The following is a 14,581-nucleotide window of genomic DNA, read 5'->3' as shown; positions in this document are numbered from 1 at the left end:
GATAAATTTAAAATAAAATCTACAACATTTACGAATTAAAGTCTTTGAAAAAATTTAATATTTCGGTTATAATTAGTTTTGATAAACTTTTGACAATTCTTTTGGATTGAGATACAAATAATAAATCAAATTACGCAAATCATCAAGGTTTGAGCTAGAATCTACAGCTATTTCATTCTCTTTTTGAAAATTCTTTTTCAATACATCATACAATTGATTTATTTTCTTCCAATTATCTTTTGCAGCAATTTTTTCAACAGATTTATTATTCGCAGATTTCGCTAATTGTGAGGGCATTTTCTGAATCGCTTCAAATAAAACATATAGATTGTTGACATGATTGATATAATTGTATGTTTCATTTACGGCAAAATAATTCAGAAGAGTTTTCTCTTCATCCGAAATTTTCAAGCTTGAAATTAACATCATTTCCTCACCTAACCATTCATAAGCCGACAATCCAATTTGAGAAGCATTTGACGTCACAACCATTCTTGGAATTGGTTCTGCATTTGCAATTTTATTTAAAGTAAATCCTGTTTTTTGATTCAGAATATTCAATCGATTATTTGCAGGAGCAAGACATTCAAAGCATAATCGCAATTGTATCCTAACGCAATAATCTCTTCAAATTCAGAAAAAATATCGGCAGAAGTATCGTTGTTAAAACTCTCAAAATTTTGCAAACAATTATCTTGATATTTTTCTATAAAATCATTCATAGAAGAATAATCTTTTTTATCATCATCCCAAATAAGATTAAAATTATAAGCAAAAATATTCACAAATTGCATCGTTTTACTTTGAGGATTTTCATCAACAAATTTTTGATATACTTCTACTTTAGGAGATTCTATATCGTAATCATCCATCAACGCAATTAAAAATCGTTCATTGATTGGAGTTTTAGTTCCAAATTTCTTTCCAACTGACTTTTTAAATTTCTCTTTATAATCAACAAAATATGATTTTTGATTATCATTCACCACAAAATAAACTTCGAGTTCAGAAAGAAGCCCAACTTTTTTGCCTAATTCTATATTATTATCCAACATATATTTTTCGAAAGTAGAATAATCAATTCCTTTTTCTTTCGTTTTTTCTAAGATCGTTTCATCAGGATAAACTCTCGAACCAAAAGGTAAAGAATATAAAAAAGGTCCATCTGCAAAAAGCTGAACAGAGGTAAATAATGTCAGTAAAAAAGTAAAAAGTAGTTTTTTCATAAGGTTGATTTTTATATAATTAGAAATTTTATTGAATATTTTTTCAATTTTTAGATGATTTAACATGAATAAAATTTATTATTAAAGCATTTTCTTTATATTAATTCAAACAAGACAATTCTTCAAATTGTTCTTTTAGAAAATAGTTTTTACATATATTTAACAAATTAATACATCACACGTGAGTCAAATAAATAATACTGAAGAAAAAGAATTACAAAGAGGCCTTACTAACCGACATATTCAATTGATTGCTTTAGGTGGCGCGATTGGAACTGGTTTGTTTTTAGGAATTGGACCTGCTGCTGTTTTAGCTGGACCATCTGTTATTTTGGGATATGCAATTGCAGGAATTATAGCCTTTTTTATTATGCGCCAATTAGGAGAAATGGTTGTTAACGAGCCTGTTTCAGGAAGCTTTAGTCATTTTGCATATAAATATTGGGGATCTTTTGCTGGATTTGCTTCTGGTTGGAATTATTGGATTCTTTACGTTTTAGTAAGTATGTCCGAATTGACTGCAATCGGAATTTATGTACAATTTTGGTGGCCAGAAATTCCATTATGGGCGTCGAGTTTGTTCTTTTTTATTGTGATTAACGCATTGAATTTAGGCTCAGTAAAAATGTTTGGTGAAGCTGAATTTTGGTTTTCTATCATCAAAGTAATTGCCATTATTGCTATGATAATCTTCGGAGCTTACTTATTAATAAGCGGAACTGGAGGTGAACAAGCAACAATACAAAATCTTTGGAACAACGGAGGTTTTTTTCCAAAAGGTTGGTTATCTGGTAATAGCGAAGGCGGTTTTAGTGGATTATTCGCCGCAATGGCTCTTATTATGTTTTCTTTTGGAGGTTTAGAATTGATTGGCATCACAGCTGCTGAAGCTAAAAATCCAGAAAAAACAATTCCAAAAGCAACCAATCAAGTAATTTATAGAATTTTAATCTTCTATGTTGGAGCATTAATTATCTTATTTTCGTTAGCTCCTTGGGAAACGATTACGGATAAAAGTAGTCCTTTTGTAATGGTTTTTGAGAATTTGAATCATTTGAAACTAAATATTTTTGGTAACACAATTGATTTTTCAAGATTAATTGCCAATGCACTAAACATTATTGTTTTGACGGCTGCTTTATCAGTTTACAATAGCTCTGTTTACAGTAATAGTAGAATGTTATATGGTTTGGCAGAACAAGGAAATGCGCCTAAATTCTTAAAAAAATTAAACAAAAATCACGTCCCTGTTATGGCGATTTTAGTTTCATCTTTTTTCGCAGCAATTTGTATTTTAATTAATAAAATAATTCCAGAAGATGCATTTCATGTATTGATGTCTTTAGTGGTTTCTTCGTTGGTAATTAACTGGATTATGATTTCGATAACACATCTTAAATACCGAAAACAAAAGAATTTGGAGAATACAAAAACATTATTTCCATCTTTCTTGTATCCTATCAGTAATTATATTTGTCTAATTTTCTTATTTGGAATTTTAGTGATTATGTGGTTTACAGGACTTAAAATTTCAGTAGAATTAATTCCAGTTTGGTTGATCTTCCTTTACATCGCTTATCGAATTGTAAAAGAAAATAAAAAGACTAAGAATTCTTGATAAATTTTAATTTAAAATAGTTCATATAAAAGCTTCAAGATTACTTGAAGCTTTTTAATTTTACATCATGAAAAAAATAGTTGTTGGATTCATTTTGATGATGAGTTCTATTGTGTTTTCACAAGAAATTTATCAAGTTATAGCGCAAGAAGGATTGACAGTTAGAACAAGTCCGAATGGAAAACGAATTGGTAAAATTCCGTATGGATATCCTGTTAAAATTTCAGAAAAAGGTGAAGCGTTTGCAATTAAAGATAATGGGAAAGCAAAAAGTGGAAACTGGGTGAAATTAGATGTTAGCTCGTCTAAATTAATTTTGGATGAAGGAGTTAATGATTCTTCTGCTCAAGGCGATTTGTATGCGTTTAGTGGTTATTTAATCACACAACAAAATTTTGTCAATCAATTCGAAACAGAAATTTCTACGCACCCAGCTTTTAGCGAATTTTATTTAGCAACAGCTTACAAATGCTTCGCAATTAAAGGCGACTTTTTTGGTGACGGTGTGGTGGATTATTTATATAGAATGATTGATACAAAAGGAAATATCCGTTTATTTATTGTGAATAATATGAAAAAAGGAAGTCAAATTTATGGTTTGGGAGGAGCAAAAGATCCGTTCAAAATTACAAATTATGATTTCGGAACGTTGATGATGATTCCAAAAGGAACGCCACTTTATTCGAATTATAAAGATGGAGTGAAACGAAATTTAAATGGAGTTTCTAAAAATGAAATCGTAACTTTAGATTATGATGCGATTTATGCGCATCAAGATAACGCAAAAGAAGGCGGATTTATTTACCGAAAAGATGGTAAATGGAATTGGCTGAACCAAAAATAAAACTAAAATAATTATGCAAAATATAGAAGGTAAAGTAGCTTATATAACGGGGGGAACAAAAGGAATTGGATTAGGAATTGCAAAATCATTGGTAGAAAATGGTTTGAAAGTGGCAATTTCTGGACGAAACATTGATGATGTTGAAAAAGCTCGTCATTATTTAGGAAATCAAAATGTATTGGCTATTCAGTCGGATGTGAGACATTTCGAAGATGAACAAAATGCAATTGAGCAAATTATTTCTGCGTTTGGACGTTTGGATATTGTGATTGCAAATGCTGGTTTAGGAAAATTTGCACCAGTTGATGAACTTTCTTTAGAAGATTGGAATGCGATGATTGATACTAATCTAACAGGAGTTTTTCATACGATAAAAGCGTCTGTTGAAGCACTAAAAGTTTCGAAAGGATATTATATTTCGATTGCTTCTTTGGCGGGAACAAATTTCTTTGCGAATGGAGCGGGTTACAATGCTTCGAAATTTGGCGTTGTCGGTTTTACACAAGCTGCGATGTTAGATTTGAGAAATTATGATATCAAATGTACAACGATTATGCCTGGTTCTGTGACTTCAAACTTTAATGATCATGTGCCAAATTCAGAGGATGGATGGAAAATTCAGCCCGAAGATTTAGGACAAATGGTAGTTGATTTATTGAAAATGAATCCAAATGTTTTGCCAAGTAAAATAGAAGTTCGTCCTACTAAAACAAAATAATTTAAAGATCTCGATAAGAGATCTTTTTTTATGAAAAAAATATTTCGTAATTACCAATAGTTTACATAGTTTCGTGGAAAAATAAGAAATACAATAAAGGTATTTTTTAACGAGCACTTTTTAATGAGTTTTAAAAAATCAGTCAATCATTTTCGTCGTACAATTATGCGTCGATTAACAGGAGGAATAGGTGATGGTAATTTGCCAAAAATAGACAAAGAAAAACCTCTTGAACTTAATAGAGTACTGATAAACAGACCTAATCAGCGTCTAGGAAATATTCTATTGATTACACCTTTGATTCAGGAAATTATCCGATATAATCCAGATGTTAAAATTGACTTATTTGTAAAAGGTAAGGTTGCCACGATTATTTTTGAGAACTATCCACAAGTTGATCAAATTATTGAATTACCTAAAAAACCTTTCAAAGAATTGATTCAATACGCTAAAGTTTGGCTAAAAATCAAGAAAAAGAATTACGATTTAGTGATTAATGTTGATAAAAATTCATCTTCAGGACTACTTTCGACTTCTTTTGCAAATTCTAAGTATAAAATTTTTGGAAATGAATTTGAAATGAATTCGAACCAAGAAATTCATATTCATCAAGCACAATATCCAGTTTATCAATTCAGAAAATATTTAGAATTATTTAAAAATAAAAAAGGAAATTTAGGTATTCCAATTCTAAATATTCAGTTAACAGAGCAAGAATCTACGAAAGGAATAGAAATGTTAAATGAATTGATTCAAGATCCTTCAAAGAAAACGTTGGCGTTTTTTACGTATGCAACTGGTGTAAAATGTTATGATGAGGAATGGTGGATAGAATTTTATAATTTATTTTATCCAAAATATTCGCAAGAATATAATCTAATTGAAATTTTACCTGTCGAAAATATTTCGATGCTAAATCATAGATTACCTACTTATTATAGTAAAGATGTGAGAGAAATTGCAGCGGTGATGAAAAGTTGCGAATTTGTGATTGCAGCCGATTCTGGTATGATGCATTTGAGTTGTGCAGCGCCTACAAAAACAATTGGTTTGTTTAAAGATCAAAGCTTCTTAGAGCGTTATAAACCTTATGGAATAGGAAATGCTGTAGTCTTGATTAATAATGAAGATAAGGGTATTCTTGTTCAAGAAATGGATAAATTATTGGTTTAAAAAAAAACTGTTTTTTATCATCAAACAAAGTTCGTTTCGATTTGATATGAAATAAATTAGCTTCAACAAAAATATTTTAATTTCGTTTGATTATTTCATAGCTTTGTCCTCTGAAATAATTTAAAAATGTCAACAGAGTTTACAATTATCATCCCAATTTATAATGAGGAAGATAACTTGATAAGATTGGAAGAAACAATGAATCAATATCTGTCAAAGTCAATAAAACGGACTGAAATTTTATTGATTAATGATGGTTCTAAAGACAAAAGTTTGGCTCTTATCAAAGAGATTTGTAATAGAAATCAAGCTTTTCATTATATTTCTTTTGACAAAAATTATGGTTTATCTGCAGCTATAAAAGCTGGTTTTGATACAGTGGAATCAAAATGGGTTGGTTATATCGATGCGGATTTACAGACTGATCCAGAAGATTTCAATAAATTATTAGCGTTAGCAGATCAATATGATTTGGTGACTGGAGTTCGTGCAGATCGCAAAGATTCTTTCGTGAAAAACATGTCATCTAAAATTGCCAATTCTATTCGTAGAGCATTTACCAATGATGGAATGGATGATACGGGTTGTCCATTAAAAGTTATAGATGCTGAAAAAGCGAAAAAAATTCCGATGTTCAAAGGATTGCACCGTTTTTTACCAGCTATGATTTTATTACAAAATGGAACGGTTACTCAAGTTCCTGTCAAGCATTTTCCTCGTATTGCAGGCGAATCAAAATTCAATTTATGGAACCGTTTATTAGGACCGTTAATGGATTGTTTTGCATTTGTTTGGATGAAGAAAAAATACATCAATTATAAAATTCAAGAAAGAGCGTAATGCCAAATTGGGTTATCATCAGTATTGGTTTTCTTGCACAAGCACTTTTTTCGAGTCGTCTTATTTTACAATGGATTGTTTCCGAAAAGAATAAGAAAGTTCTTACACCAAAATTATTTTGGGAAGTTAGCTTGTTTGCCTCTGTTTTGCTATTTTTATATGGTTATTTACGTCATGATTTTTCGATTATGTTGGGACAAACATTGACGTATTATATCTATATAAGAAATATTCAACTTCAAAATCATTGGAAAGAATTTCCGAAAATAGTACGCATTTTCTTGTATATTTTTCCTGCATTAATTGTTTTATATAGTTTCAATAACGGAATTTTTGATGTAGATTTATTATTCAAAAACGAAAAAATTCCGATGTGGCTTTTATTTTTAGGAGTCGTATCTCAGGTACTTTTCACATTTCGTTTCGTCTATCAATGGATTTATTCCGAACGAAAACACGAATCGCAATTACCAATGGGATTTTGGGCCATTAGTTTAACAGGATCATTGTTGATTTTAACTTACGCGATTATTCGAAAAGATCCCGTCTTATTTGTTGGTCATTTTATGGGATTTATCGTTTATGCTCGAAATATATTAATCAAACGAAAAGAAAAAAATGGTTCAGTGGATTAAGCAAAATTCAGTTTTATTTTTAATCATCGTAACAATTTTGATGTTGTTTGTCAATCTTGGCGTTTTACAAACGAACATTATGGAAGCTCGAAACATTATTTCGGCGCGAGAAATGGTACACGATGGAAATTGGATTTTTACCACGCTTAACGGTTTGCCTCGTTATGAAAAGCCACCTTTACCAACTTGGATTACAGCTGTTTTTGGAAGTGTTTTTGGTTTCGAAAACTTTTTTTGGCTACGCATTCCAGTTGTTCTAATTACCATTTTATTAGTCGTTTGGTTCTATAAAACATTAACGCATTTCGATTTAACAAAACAACAAGTTGTTAATTCTTCATTGGTTTTAATCACTTCATTTTACGTGTTTTTCTCAGGGAGAGATAACAATTGGGACATGTACACGCATAGTTTTGTGATGGGAGCAATATTGTTTTTGGTGAAAGAATTTCAATCATCAAAATTTAATTTATTCAATTTTATTGCTGCATTTTTCTTGTTGGCTTGTTCGATAATGAGCAAAGGTCCAGTTTCGTTGTATGCGTTATTTTTACCTTTTTTAATTGCCTATTTTATTGTTTATAGATACAAATTAGGAAGAAATTTAGGAATTACAATTTTAACGATAATATTAGGTTGTGTTGTAGGATTTGCATGGATGATGTATGTGAAATATTTTGATCCAGAACATTTTTTAGCGGCTTCTCAAAAGGAAGTGAACAATTGGCATAGCTATAATACTCGCCCAATTTATTATTATTGGAGTTTCTTTACGCAATCTGGTTTATGGACAATTCCGGCTTTGGTAAGTTTGATTTATCCCTATCTAAAGAATAAAGTTGCAAACAAAAAAGCCTATCAATTTGCTTGGTTATGGACGATTTTATCGGTGGTTTTATTATCTGTAATTCCAGAAAAAAAATCAAGATATTTATTACCAGTTTTAATTCCTTTAGCGATGAATATTGGCTTTTATATCGAATATTTACGATTAGAATTCAAAAATTTATCAAATAAAACTGAACGATATTTTACCAATTTTGCGTTTGGTTTATACGGAATAATAGGAATCGCAATTTCAGTTGGTGTTTTTATTTATACAAAAGATCGTTTGTCAGAATTTTTGGTTTGGTCGATTCCTTTTGCTGTCGTAGGATTAATTTTAGGAATCTCAATTTTTAAAGGATTAAAGATAAAATCATTCGAACAGATATTTTACTCAACTATTTTATTGATGTGCTCGGTTGTTGCATTTGGATTTCCACTTTCTAAATTAACTTTTTCCGAAGAGTTGTATTCTTCTGCTAAAAATCTAAAGAAATTAGAACAACAAAATCAAATTAAAACATACGAATGGCAAAGTTTTGTTCCAGAAATAGTGTTGGATTATGGGACTTCAATTCTTGCAATTAACGATGGAAAAGAAACTGTTTTCCCGAAAGAAGAGAAGTTTGGAATGTTAGCAAGTCCTTCAGATTCTACTTTTTTTGTGGATCATTTCAATAATTATTCAATAAAAAAAATTGGTGTGGTCGATTTGAATCATTCTTCAAAAGATCAAAAAAATTATAATGATCGTATTCAAAGAAACTATTATTTGATTCAAAAAAAGTGATTAAATTTCGAGTAAAATTTTTAGCTTAAATTTTCGTTATTCTAATAAAATCTTTTGCAGTTTCGGATTCTATTTTTTCTATGTTTTTGGTTAGTGAACAGTTTTGTTTTTGCTCAACATTCTGGGTGGAAAAATCCTAATTTTAGACAAGATTCTGTTCAACTTTCTGATACGATAAAGCTGAAAAATAAAGGAATTTTATCCGAAAAATTTCAAATTTTAGATTCGACAGGAAATCCAATTTCAAAAGAATTTTATACGATAAATTTCGAACGAAACGAAGTTTATTTTAATTCATCAATCGCCAAACAAATGGTGAAAATTCAGTATTTTGTTAATCCAAAATTAGCCGAATCTGTTTTTTATGCTAAAAATCCGAATATCATTGTTAATGATGCAAAACCAGTTGATATTTTTCATCGAATAGAACCGAATTCAAAACAAGCGAACAAAGATGTTTTTGATGGTTTGAATAGCAAAGGTTCGATGGTTCGTGGAATTCGTTTTGGAAACAATCAAAGTGCGTCTGTGCAATCTTCGTTGGATTTAGAATTGTCTGGAAAATTATCAGATGATATTACGGTAAATGCAGCAATTGCGGATAATAATGTGCCAATAGAATCGGATGGATACACGCAAAATTTGCAAGAATTTGACAAAGTTTACATTGAATTAGCGAGTAAAAACTCAAAAATTCGAGCTGGTCATATTGATATTAATACAAATCAAGAAAGAGATTTTTTCAATCCATTCAATCAAAAAGTAACAGGTTTACAATTATCAACTCAGTTGAAAGGAGAAAAATCGTCGACCAATATTTTTGCTTCGGGAAGTATTACACGAGGCGAATTTATGCGCGTTAATTTTGTTGGACAAGACGGAAATCAAGGTCCTTACAGGCTTTCTGGAAAAAATAACGAATTGTATGTGATTATTATTTCGGGAAGTGAAAAAGTATATATTGATGGCGTTTTGTTGGAGCGAGGAGAGCAAAATGATTATGTGATTAATTACAATACGGGCGAAATTTCTTTTACTTCAAACCGATTGATTACCGCAAATACGCGCATTAATGTGGAGTATTTGTACAATTCTCGAAATTATTCACAAGTTTTACTTTATGGTGGCGCTGAATATGAATCGGAGCGATTGAAATTGTCAGGTTTTTTCTTTTCTCAAGGAGATTCGAAAAATAATTCACTTGGAAATGATTTGACAGATGCTGAAAAGCAAATTTTGGCAAATGCAGGAAATGATCCTGATAAAATGTACACTGTTTCTGCTGAGAAAACGACTTATGATTCGAATAAAATATTGTATCGAAAAGTAAATCAAAATGGGTTAGATATTTTTGAGTATTCGACGGATCCAAATGATGAATTGTATCAAGTGGCTTTCACGTATGTTGGTGCGAATCAAGGAAATTATCGACAAATAAATGCGAATCAAAACGGAAAAGTCTTTCAATATAACGAAGCAATTGCTGGCGTTTTACAAGGTGATTATGAACCTATAAAGCAATTAATTTCGCCTAAAAAGTTACAAATTTATACATTGAATGGTCAATATCAATTGAAAAATAATGGAAATATTGGTTTTAATTTAGGTTTGAGTAATTATGATCAAAATTTATTTTCATCGATTGATGATCAAAATAATTCTGGTTTAGCAACTCGTGTTTATGGTGAAAAAACATTTTCTTTCAAAAATTGGAAAATTACACCTTATGCAGAATGGAATTTTATCAACAAAAATTATAAAAGTGCCGAGCGTTTACGAGCTGTTGAATTTGCTCGAGATTTTAATTTAGATCAAGAATTAAGTGGTGTTAATCAGAATTTTATCACAGCGAAAATTAATTCATCTTGGAAAGAAAAATTTACTGCGCAATATAAATTCGATTATCTTGAAAATACTGGTTTGTACAAAGGTTTGAGAAATCAACTTGATGCAAATTACAAAACTGAAAAAGATGAAATTGTTGCACAAGCAAATATTTTATCAACAAAAGCAACGCTTCAAAATACCAATTTCGCACGTTATATGGTGGATGGAAAACGAAAAATTGGAAATAAATTTTGGGTTGGAGCGAGAGTTTGGGGCGAAAATAATGACATGGATGATTTGACAAAAAATCAAAAATCAGATTTAAGTTTTAAATGGAATGAATTTCAGTTGAAAGGAGGTTTTGCAGATTCGCTTGGTCATAAAATCGATTTGACGGTTTATCAACGTCAAGACGATTCGGTTCGTTTAGGGACTTGGCAAAATATTCAACAAAGTAAAGGAGCTATTTTTAATTCAACATTAATACAAAAACAAAATCATCAATTAAATTTAAATTTCCATTATCGACGAGTTAATTATCAATTTTTAGATGCGCCGAACGAAGATTTTATGACAGGAAGCGTAAAATGGTACAAAGCTTTTTTCAATCAAGGTTTACAATTAAATGTAGATTATGAAGTGGGAAGCGGTGTGGAACCGCAGCGTGAATTTCAGTATGTAAAAGTTTCGGATGGAATGGGAATTTACAAATGGACGGATTATAACGGCGATGGAATTGAGCAAATTGACGAGTTTGAAGTGGCAGAATTTATCGACCAAGCAAATTATATTCGCGTGTATACGAATACAATCGAGTATTTGAAAACGAATAAAAATCAATTCAATTTTACGTTGCGTTTTCGTCCAAAACAAGTTTTTAATACCGAAAATGAATTCTGGAATCGTTGGATGTTTCAGCAAAATATCTCGGCAAGTAACTCGTTGCGCAAAGAAGGAACGACGTTAGAATGGAATCCTTTTACGAATTCGGCTCAAATTTTAGGTAAAACAAGAAGTATTCGTTCGTCGATTTTCTTTAATCAAGGAACACAATATAAATGGTCGTCAAATTTTATTTACAATCAACAACAATCCCAAACGTATGTTTACACAGGTTCTGAATACCGTGATTCAGACAGTTATTTGTTGCAAGCGCGTTATAAGATTTTGCAAGATCTAATCGCAAGTTTCGATACTGAATATATGGTGATTAACAGCGATTCTGAATTATTTTTGAGTAGACGATATAAGTTAAATAATCTTCGTTTATCACCAAAAATTACGTATCAAACAGAAAAAAATCTTGTTGCGTCGTTGTTTTATAATTATCAAAATAAGAAGAATGTTTCGGGTGAAGAGCAATTAAATCAGTCGGATTTGGGAACAGAAATTCAATGGAACGGTTCGGATAAAATGAGTTTGTTGGGAAGTTTTAGTTTTATCAACAATAAATTTATCGGAAACCAAGAATCTGTTGTTGGAAATCAAATGATGGAAGGTTTGCGCGCTGGAAATAATTTTGTTTGGCAGTTGCAAATCCAACGGCAAATCACAAGTTTTTTGCAATTGAATATTTCGTATGATGGACGAAAAACCGAAGAAAATAAGCCAATACATACGGGAAGTGTGCAAGTGCAAGCGAGGTTTTAAATAATAAAAGACGATTTTATAAAATCGTCTTTTATTATTATTTTTACATTCTATTTACTTCATCTTGATTTCCAGTTTCGCGATTTTTTACTGATAATTTATTACTTCCGAATTTATAATTCAATCCAATTCTTATGCTTTGAGTATCCCATACATTCGCAAAAGTTTGTACGATTCCATTGTTATTTTGTGATAAATATTCTTGCGCTTTGAAAATATCTGTTGCATTCAAACTCAATTCTAATTTTTTATCTAACATCAAATATTTGAACGAAAGATTGAAACGAGCATAAGGTTTTAGTTTATAATTTTGGAAAGTTTCTCCAAAATTTTGAAAATAAATCAAGTTAATAAACATCGTTTTTTGTTGATTAAGCGTAAAATCATTTGTCGAAAATAATGAACTCGACCAACCTTTGAATCGCTTAGAAGAAATTGCAACATTTGCGCTCGAATAAGAAACTTCAAAAGTAGTAACGCTTGACCACCATTTTGTAGGATTTATCGTCATATTTTGGCTCAAACCAAAGCTATCCGAATCTACAAAATTCATCCAAACAAAAGTATTATGTTTTGTGTTCTCATCAATGATTGAAGCTTGATTGACACCATCTCTCAAACTTGAATAATAAAGTCGAGTATCAAATTTTTTGTAAGTAAAAGTAAGTTCTAAATTGTGTGTAAAAGCTGGTTTCAAAAAAGGATTTCCTTCGTTGTAAACATATTCGTTTTGTATCATTCGAAAAGGATTTAAACTTTCGTAATTTGGACGATTGATACGACGCGAATAATTAATTCCTAAACTTTTACTTTTATCAAAAGTATGCAACAAATAAAATGACGGAAACAGTTTGATATAATCTGTTTTATTCGTTTGATTATTTTCTCTCGAAAAACCTTCTGTTTGTGTTGCTTCTAATCTCAAACCAGCTTGCATCTGCCATTTTTCTCCAAACTTTTTACTTCCGTTCAAATAAATTGCTTCGTTATTTTCTTTGTATTTGAAAAGATTCGACAAATTTTCATCAAATGTATAGTTGTAATTTTCGTCTGCTTTATATGCTTCAACCAAATTATTTGATTTTGATTGCGAAAATTTAGCCCCAAAACTCCAATTGAAATTTGTTAAAGGAAGTTCTACATCAATTTTAGATGAAAAATTCTCAATACGATTGTTTAAATTACTTTTTCCACCAAAAAAAGAATCTTCTATTAACTGATTATTTTTGTAAGAATTGGTTGCATAAGTTCTATTCATAGGAGATGAATAATTGGCGTAATCGGCATCAAATGAAATCTTTTTACCTAATGAATCAAGTGCAAATTCAGAATAAAGATTGACCAAAGATTGATTCGTCTTACCATTTTCGAATGAATTTCCTTTATTTGTTTGATAAACTTCGTTCGTTAAATTCTTGAAAAACATTTCTTGTGGATTTTCTGAATTATATTTCGAATTGTTGAACGAAAATTTAGAGCCAATTGTCCATTTATCGGTTAATTTATAATCAACAGAGAATCGTCCTCCTAGATATTTGTTGATATAATCTGTGTAAGAAATGTTGTGTCTGCGCGCATCAGAGAAAAATAATTCGTTGTTCCATGTTCTCAGAAATCTTCTATCTCCAGCATTCAACGAAGTCTGAACTGTCCATTTATCTTTTTGTAAATTGTAAGCTGCATTGTAGCGCTCTGTGTTTCTTTTACTTCGCGTATATGATGCTCCAATAGTGGAATTCCAGCTATTATTTTTTATTTTTTTTGTTACAATATTTATAATTCCACTATTTCCTTCTGCCTCATATTTTGCAGGCGGAGTCGTAATGACTTCAATTTTTGAAATATCAGAAGAGCTCATACTCTCCAAATAATTAATCAAATCCGTTTGCGACATATAAGTTGGTTTGTCATCAATCAAAACCATTACAGAATTTTTTCCAGAAACCGCAATATTGTCATTTGTTACATTCAAACCAGGAGTGACGCGTAAAACATCCATTGCAGTTCCGCCAGCAGCTGAAGTAGAATTTTCTACATTGAAAACAAAACGATCGATTTTTCGTTCCATGATTTTCTTTTCAGCTCCAACGACAACTTCTTTCAAGTTTGTAGATGTTTTGATTTCAATCTTTCCTAAATCGATAGAATTATTCAATTGAATATCTTTCTGAAAAACAATTTCTTCAAAATAGTTGATTTCAAATTTGTACGTACTTTTCTTTGCTTCAATAGCGAATTTTCCAAGTTCATCTGTTGTTAAATTGATGATTGTGTCTTGATTAGATAAGGTTATATCAACATAAGGAAGCACTTTGTTTTGCTCCATAACTTCTCCTGTTAATGTATAATTTTGAGCAAATAGAAAACTAGCGCTAAATAAAATGATAAGTTGAATAAATGTTTTCATGTTGAATTAATTTTAAACAAATATTCTC

At 30.6% G+C, this 14,581-nt stretch carries 11 protein-coding genes; 8 read left to right on the top strand and 3 right to left on the bottom strand.

Going from position 1 to position 14,581, the window contains the following annotated elements; all coding sequences use genetic code 11:
- Positions 1 to 72: 72 nt before the first annotated feature.
- Positions 73 to 561, bottom strand: a complete 489-nt coding sequence (locus tag B3I31_RS07300) for a hypothetical protein (RefSeq protein ID WP_221855472.1) — start codon at positions 559 to 561, stop codon at positions 73 to 75.
- Positions 558 to 1,226: a hypothetical protein gene (locus B3I31_RS07295; RefSeq protein WP_219033914.1), complete on the bottom strand. Its 669-nt coding sequence runs from the start codon at positions 1,224 to 1,226 to the stop codon at positions 558 to 560. Before B3I31_RS07295 ends, B3I31_RS07300 begins: the two co-directional genes overlap by 4 nt.
- Before the next feature lie 181 nt (positions 1,227 to 1,407).
- Between B3I31_RS07295 and B3I31_RS07290 the strand changes: the two genes are divergently transcribed.
- From B3I31_RS07290 to B3I31_RS07255, 8 genes are all read left to right on the top strand, one after another.
- Positions 1,408 to 2,844, top strand: coding sequence for an amino acid permease (locus B3I31_RS07290; RefSeq protein ID WP_371875724.1), 1,437 nt, complete (start codon positions 1,408 to 1,410; stop codon positions 2,842 to 2,844).
- 67 nt (positions 2,845 to 2,911) lie between these two features.
- Positions 2,912 to 3,688 (top strand): hypothetical protein, encoded by a 777-nt coding sequence (locus B3I31_RS07285; RefSeq protein WP_291059743.1) that lies wholly within the window; start codon positions 2,912 to 2,914, stop codon positions 3,686 to 3,688.
- Between the two features lie 13 nt (positions 3,689 to 3,701).
- Positions 3,702 to 4,406, top strand: coding sequence for an SDR family oxidoreductase (locus tag B3I31_RS07280; protein WP_038330800.1), 705 nt, complete (start codon positions 3,702 to 3,704; stop codon positions 4,404 to 4,406).
- A gap of 123 nt (positions 4,407 to 4,529) precedes the next feature.
- Positions 4,530 to 5,579, top strand: a complete 1,050-nt coding sequence (locus B3I31_RS07275) for a glycosyltransferase family 9 protein (RefSeq protein WP_291059741.1) — start codon at positions 4,530 to 4,532, stop codon at positions 5,577 to 5,579.
- A 126-nt stretch (positions 5,580 to 5,705) separates the two neighbouring features.
- Positions 5,706 to 6,419 carry a glycosyltransferase family 2 protein gene (locus B3I31_RS07270; protein ID WP_180905753.1) on the top strand — a complete coding sequence of 238 codons (714 nt, stop codon included), beginning with the start codon at positions 5,706 to 5,708 and terminating at the stop codon, positions 6,417 to 6,419.
- Positions 6,419 to 7,054 (top strand): lipid-A-disaccharide synthase N-terminal domain-containing protein, encoded by a 636-nt coding sequence (locus B3I31_RS07265; RefSeq protein WP_291059738.1) that lies wholly within the window; start codon positions 6,419 to 6,421, stop codon positions 7,052 to 7,054. The genes B3I31_RS07270 and B3I31_RS07265 overlap by 1 nt, the downstream gene beginning before the upstream one ends.
- Positions 7,038 to 8,669, top strand: coding sequence for an ArnT family glycosyltransferase (locus tag B3I31_RS07260; RefSeq protein WP_291059736.1), 1,632 nt, complete (start codon positions 7,038 to 7,040; stop codon positions 8,667 to 8,669). The genes B3I31_RS07265 and B3I31_RS07260 overlap by 17 nt, the downstream gene beginning before the upstream one ends.
- A 93-nt stretch (positions 8,670 to 8,762) precedes the next feature.
- Complete coding sequence (locus B3I31_RS07255) at positions 8,763 to 12,146, top strand: hypothetical protein (RefSeq protein WP_291059734.1); 3,384 nt, start codon at positions 8,763 to 8,765, stop codon at positions 12,144 to 12,146.
- A 43-nt stretch (positions 12,147 to 12,189) separates the two neighbouring features.
- Here B3I31_RS07255 and B3I31_RS07250 read toward each other — a convergent pair whose 3' ends face one another.
- Positions 12,190 to 14,553 carry a TonB-dependent receptor domain-containing protein gene (locus B3I31_RS07250; protein ID WP_291059732.1) on the bottom strand — a complete coding sequence of 788 codons (2,364 nt, stop codon included), beginning with the start codon at positions 14,551 to 14,553 and terminating at the stop codon, positions 12,190 to 12,192.
- Positions 14,554 to 14,581 lie beyond the last annotated feature (28 nt).

The sequence above is a fragment of the Empedobacter sp. UBA3475 genome (assembly GCF_002378465.1).
GTDB lineage: Bacteria > Bacteroidota > Bacteroidia > Flavobacteriales > Weeksellaceae > Empedobacter > Empedobacter falsenii_B.
The sequence above is the reverse complement of the archived record's forward strand: the minus strand, read 5'-3'. Positions and strand labels throughout refer to the sequence as shown.

Bases quoted from the DNA above. Each gene is read 5' to 3' on its own strand.
- B3I31_RS07275 (WP_291059741.1), top strand. From the start codon at position 4,530: ATGAGTTTTAAAAAATCAGTCAATCATTTTCGTCGTACAATTATGCGT.
- B3I31_RS07250 (WP_291059732.1), bottom strand. From the start codon at position 14,553: ATGAAAACATTTATTCAACTTATCATTTTATTTAGCGCTAGTTTTCTA.
- B3I31_RS07280 (WP_038330800.1), top strand. From the start codon at position 3,702: ATGCAAAATATAGAAGGTAAAGTAGCTTATATAACGGGGGGAACAAAA.
- B3I31_RS07270 (WP_180905753.1), top strand. From the start codon at position 5,706: ATGTCAACAGAGTTTACAATTATCATCCCAATTTATAATGAGGAAGAT.
- B3I31_RS07265 (WP_291059738.1), top strand. From the start codon at position 6,419: ATGCCAAATTGGGTTATCATCAGTATTGGTTTTCTTGCACAAGCACTT.
- B3I31_RS07260 (WP_291059736.1), top strand. From the start codon at position 7,038: ATGGTTCAGTGGATTAAGCAAAATTCAGTTTTATTTTTAATCATCGTA.
- B3I31_RS07295 (WP_219033914.1), bottom strand. From the start codon at position 1,226: ATGAAAAAACTACTTTTTACTTTTTTACTGACATTATTTACCTCTGTT.
- B3I31_RS07285 (WP_291059743.1), top strand. From the start codon at position 2,912: ATGAAAAAAATAGTTGTTGGATTCATTTTGATGATGAGTTCTATTGTG.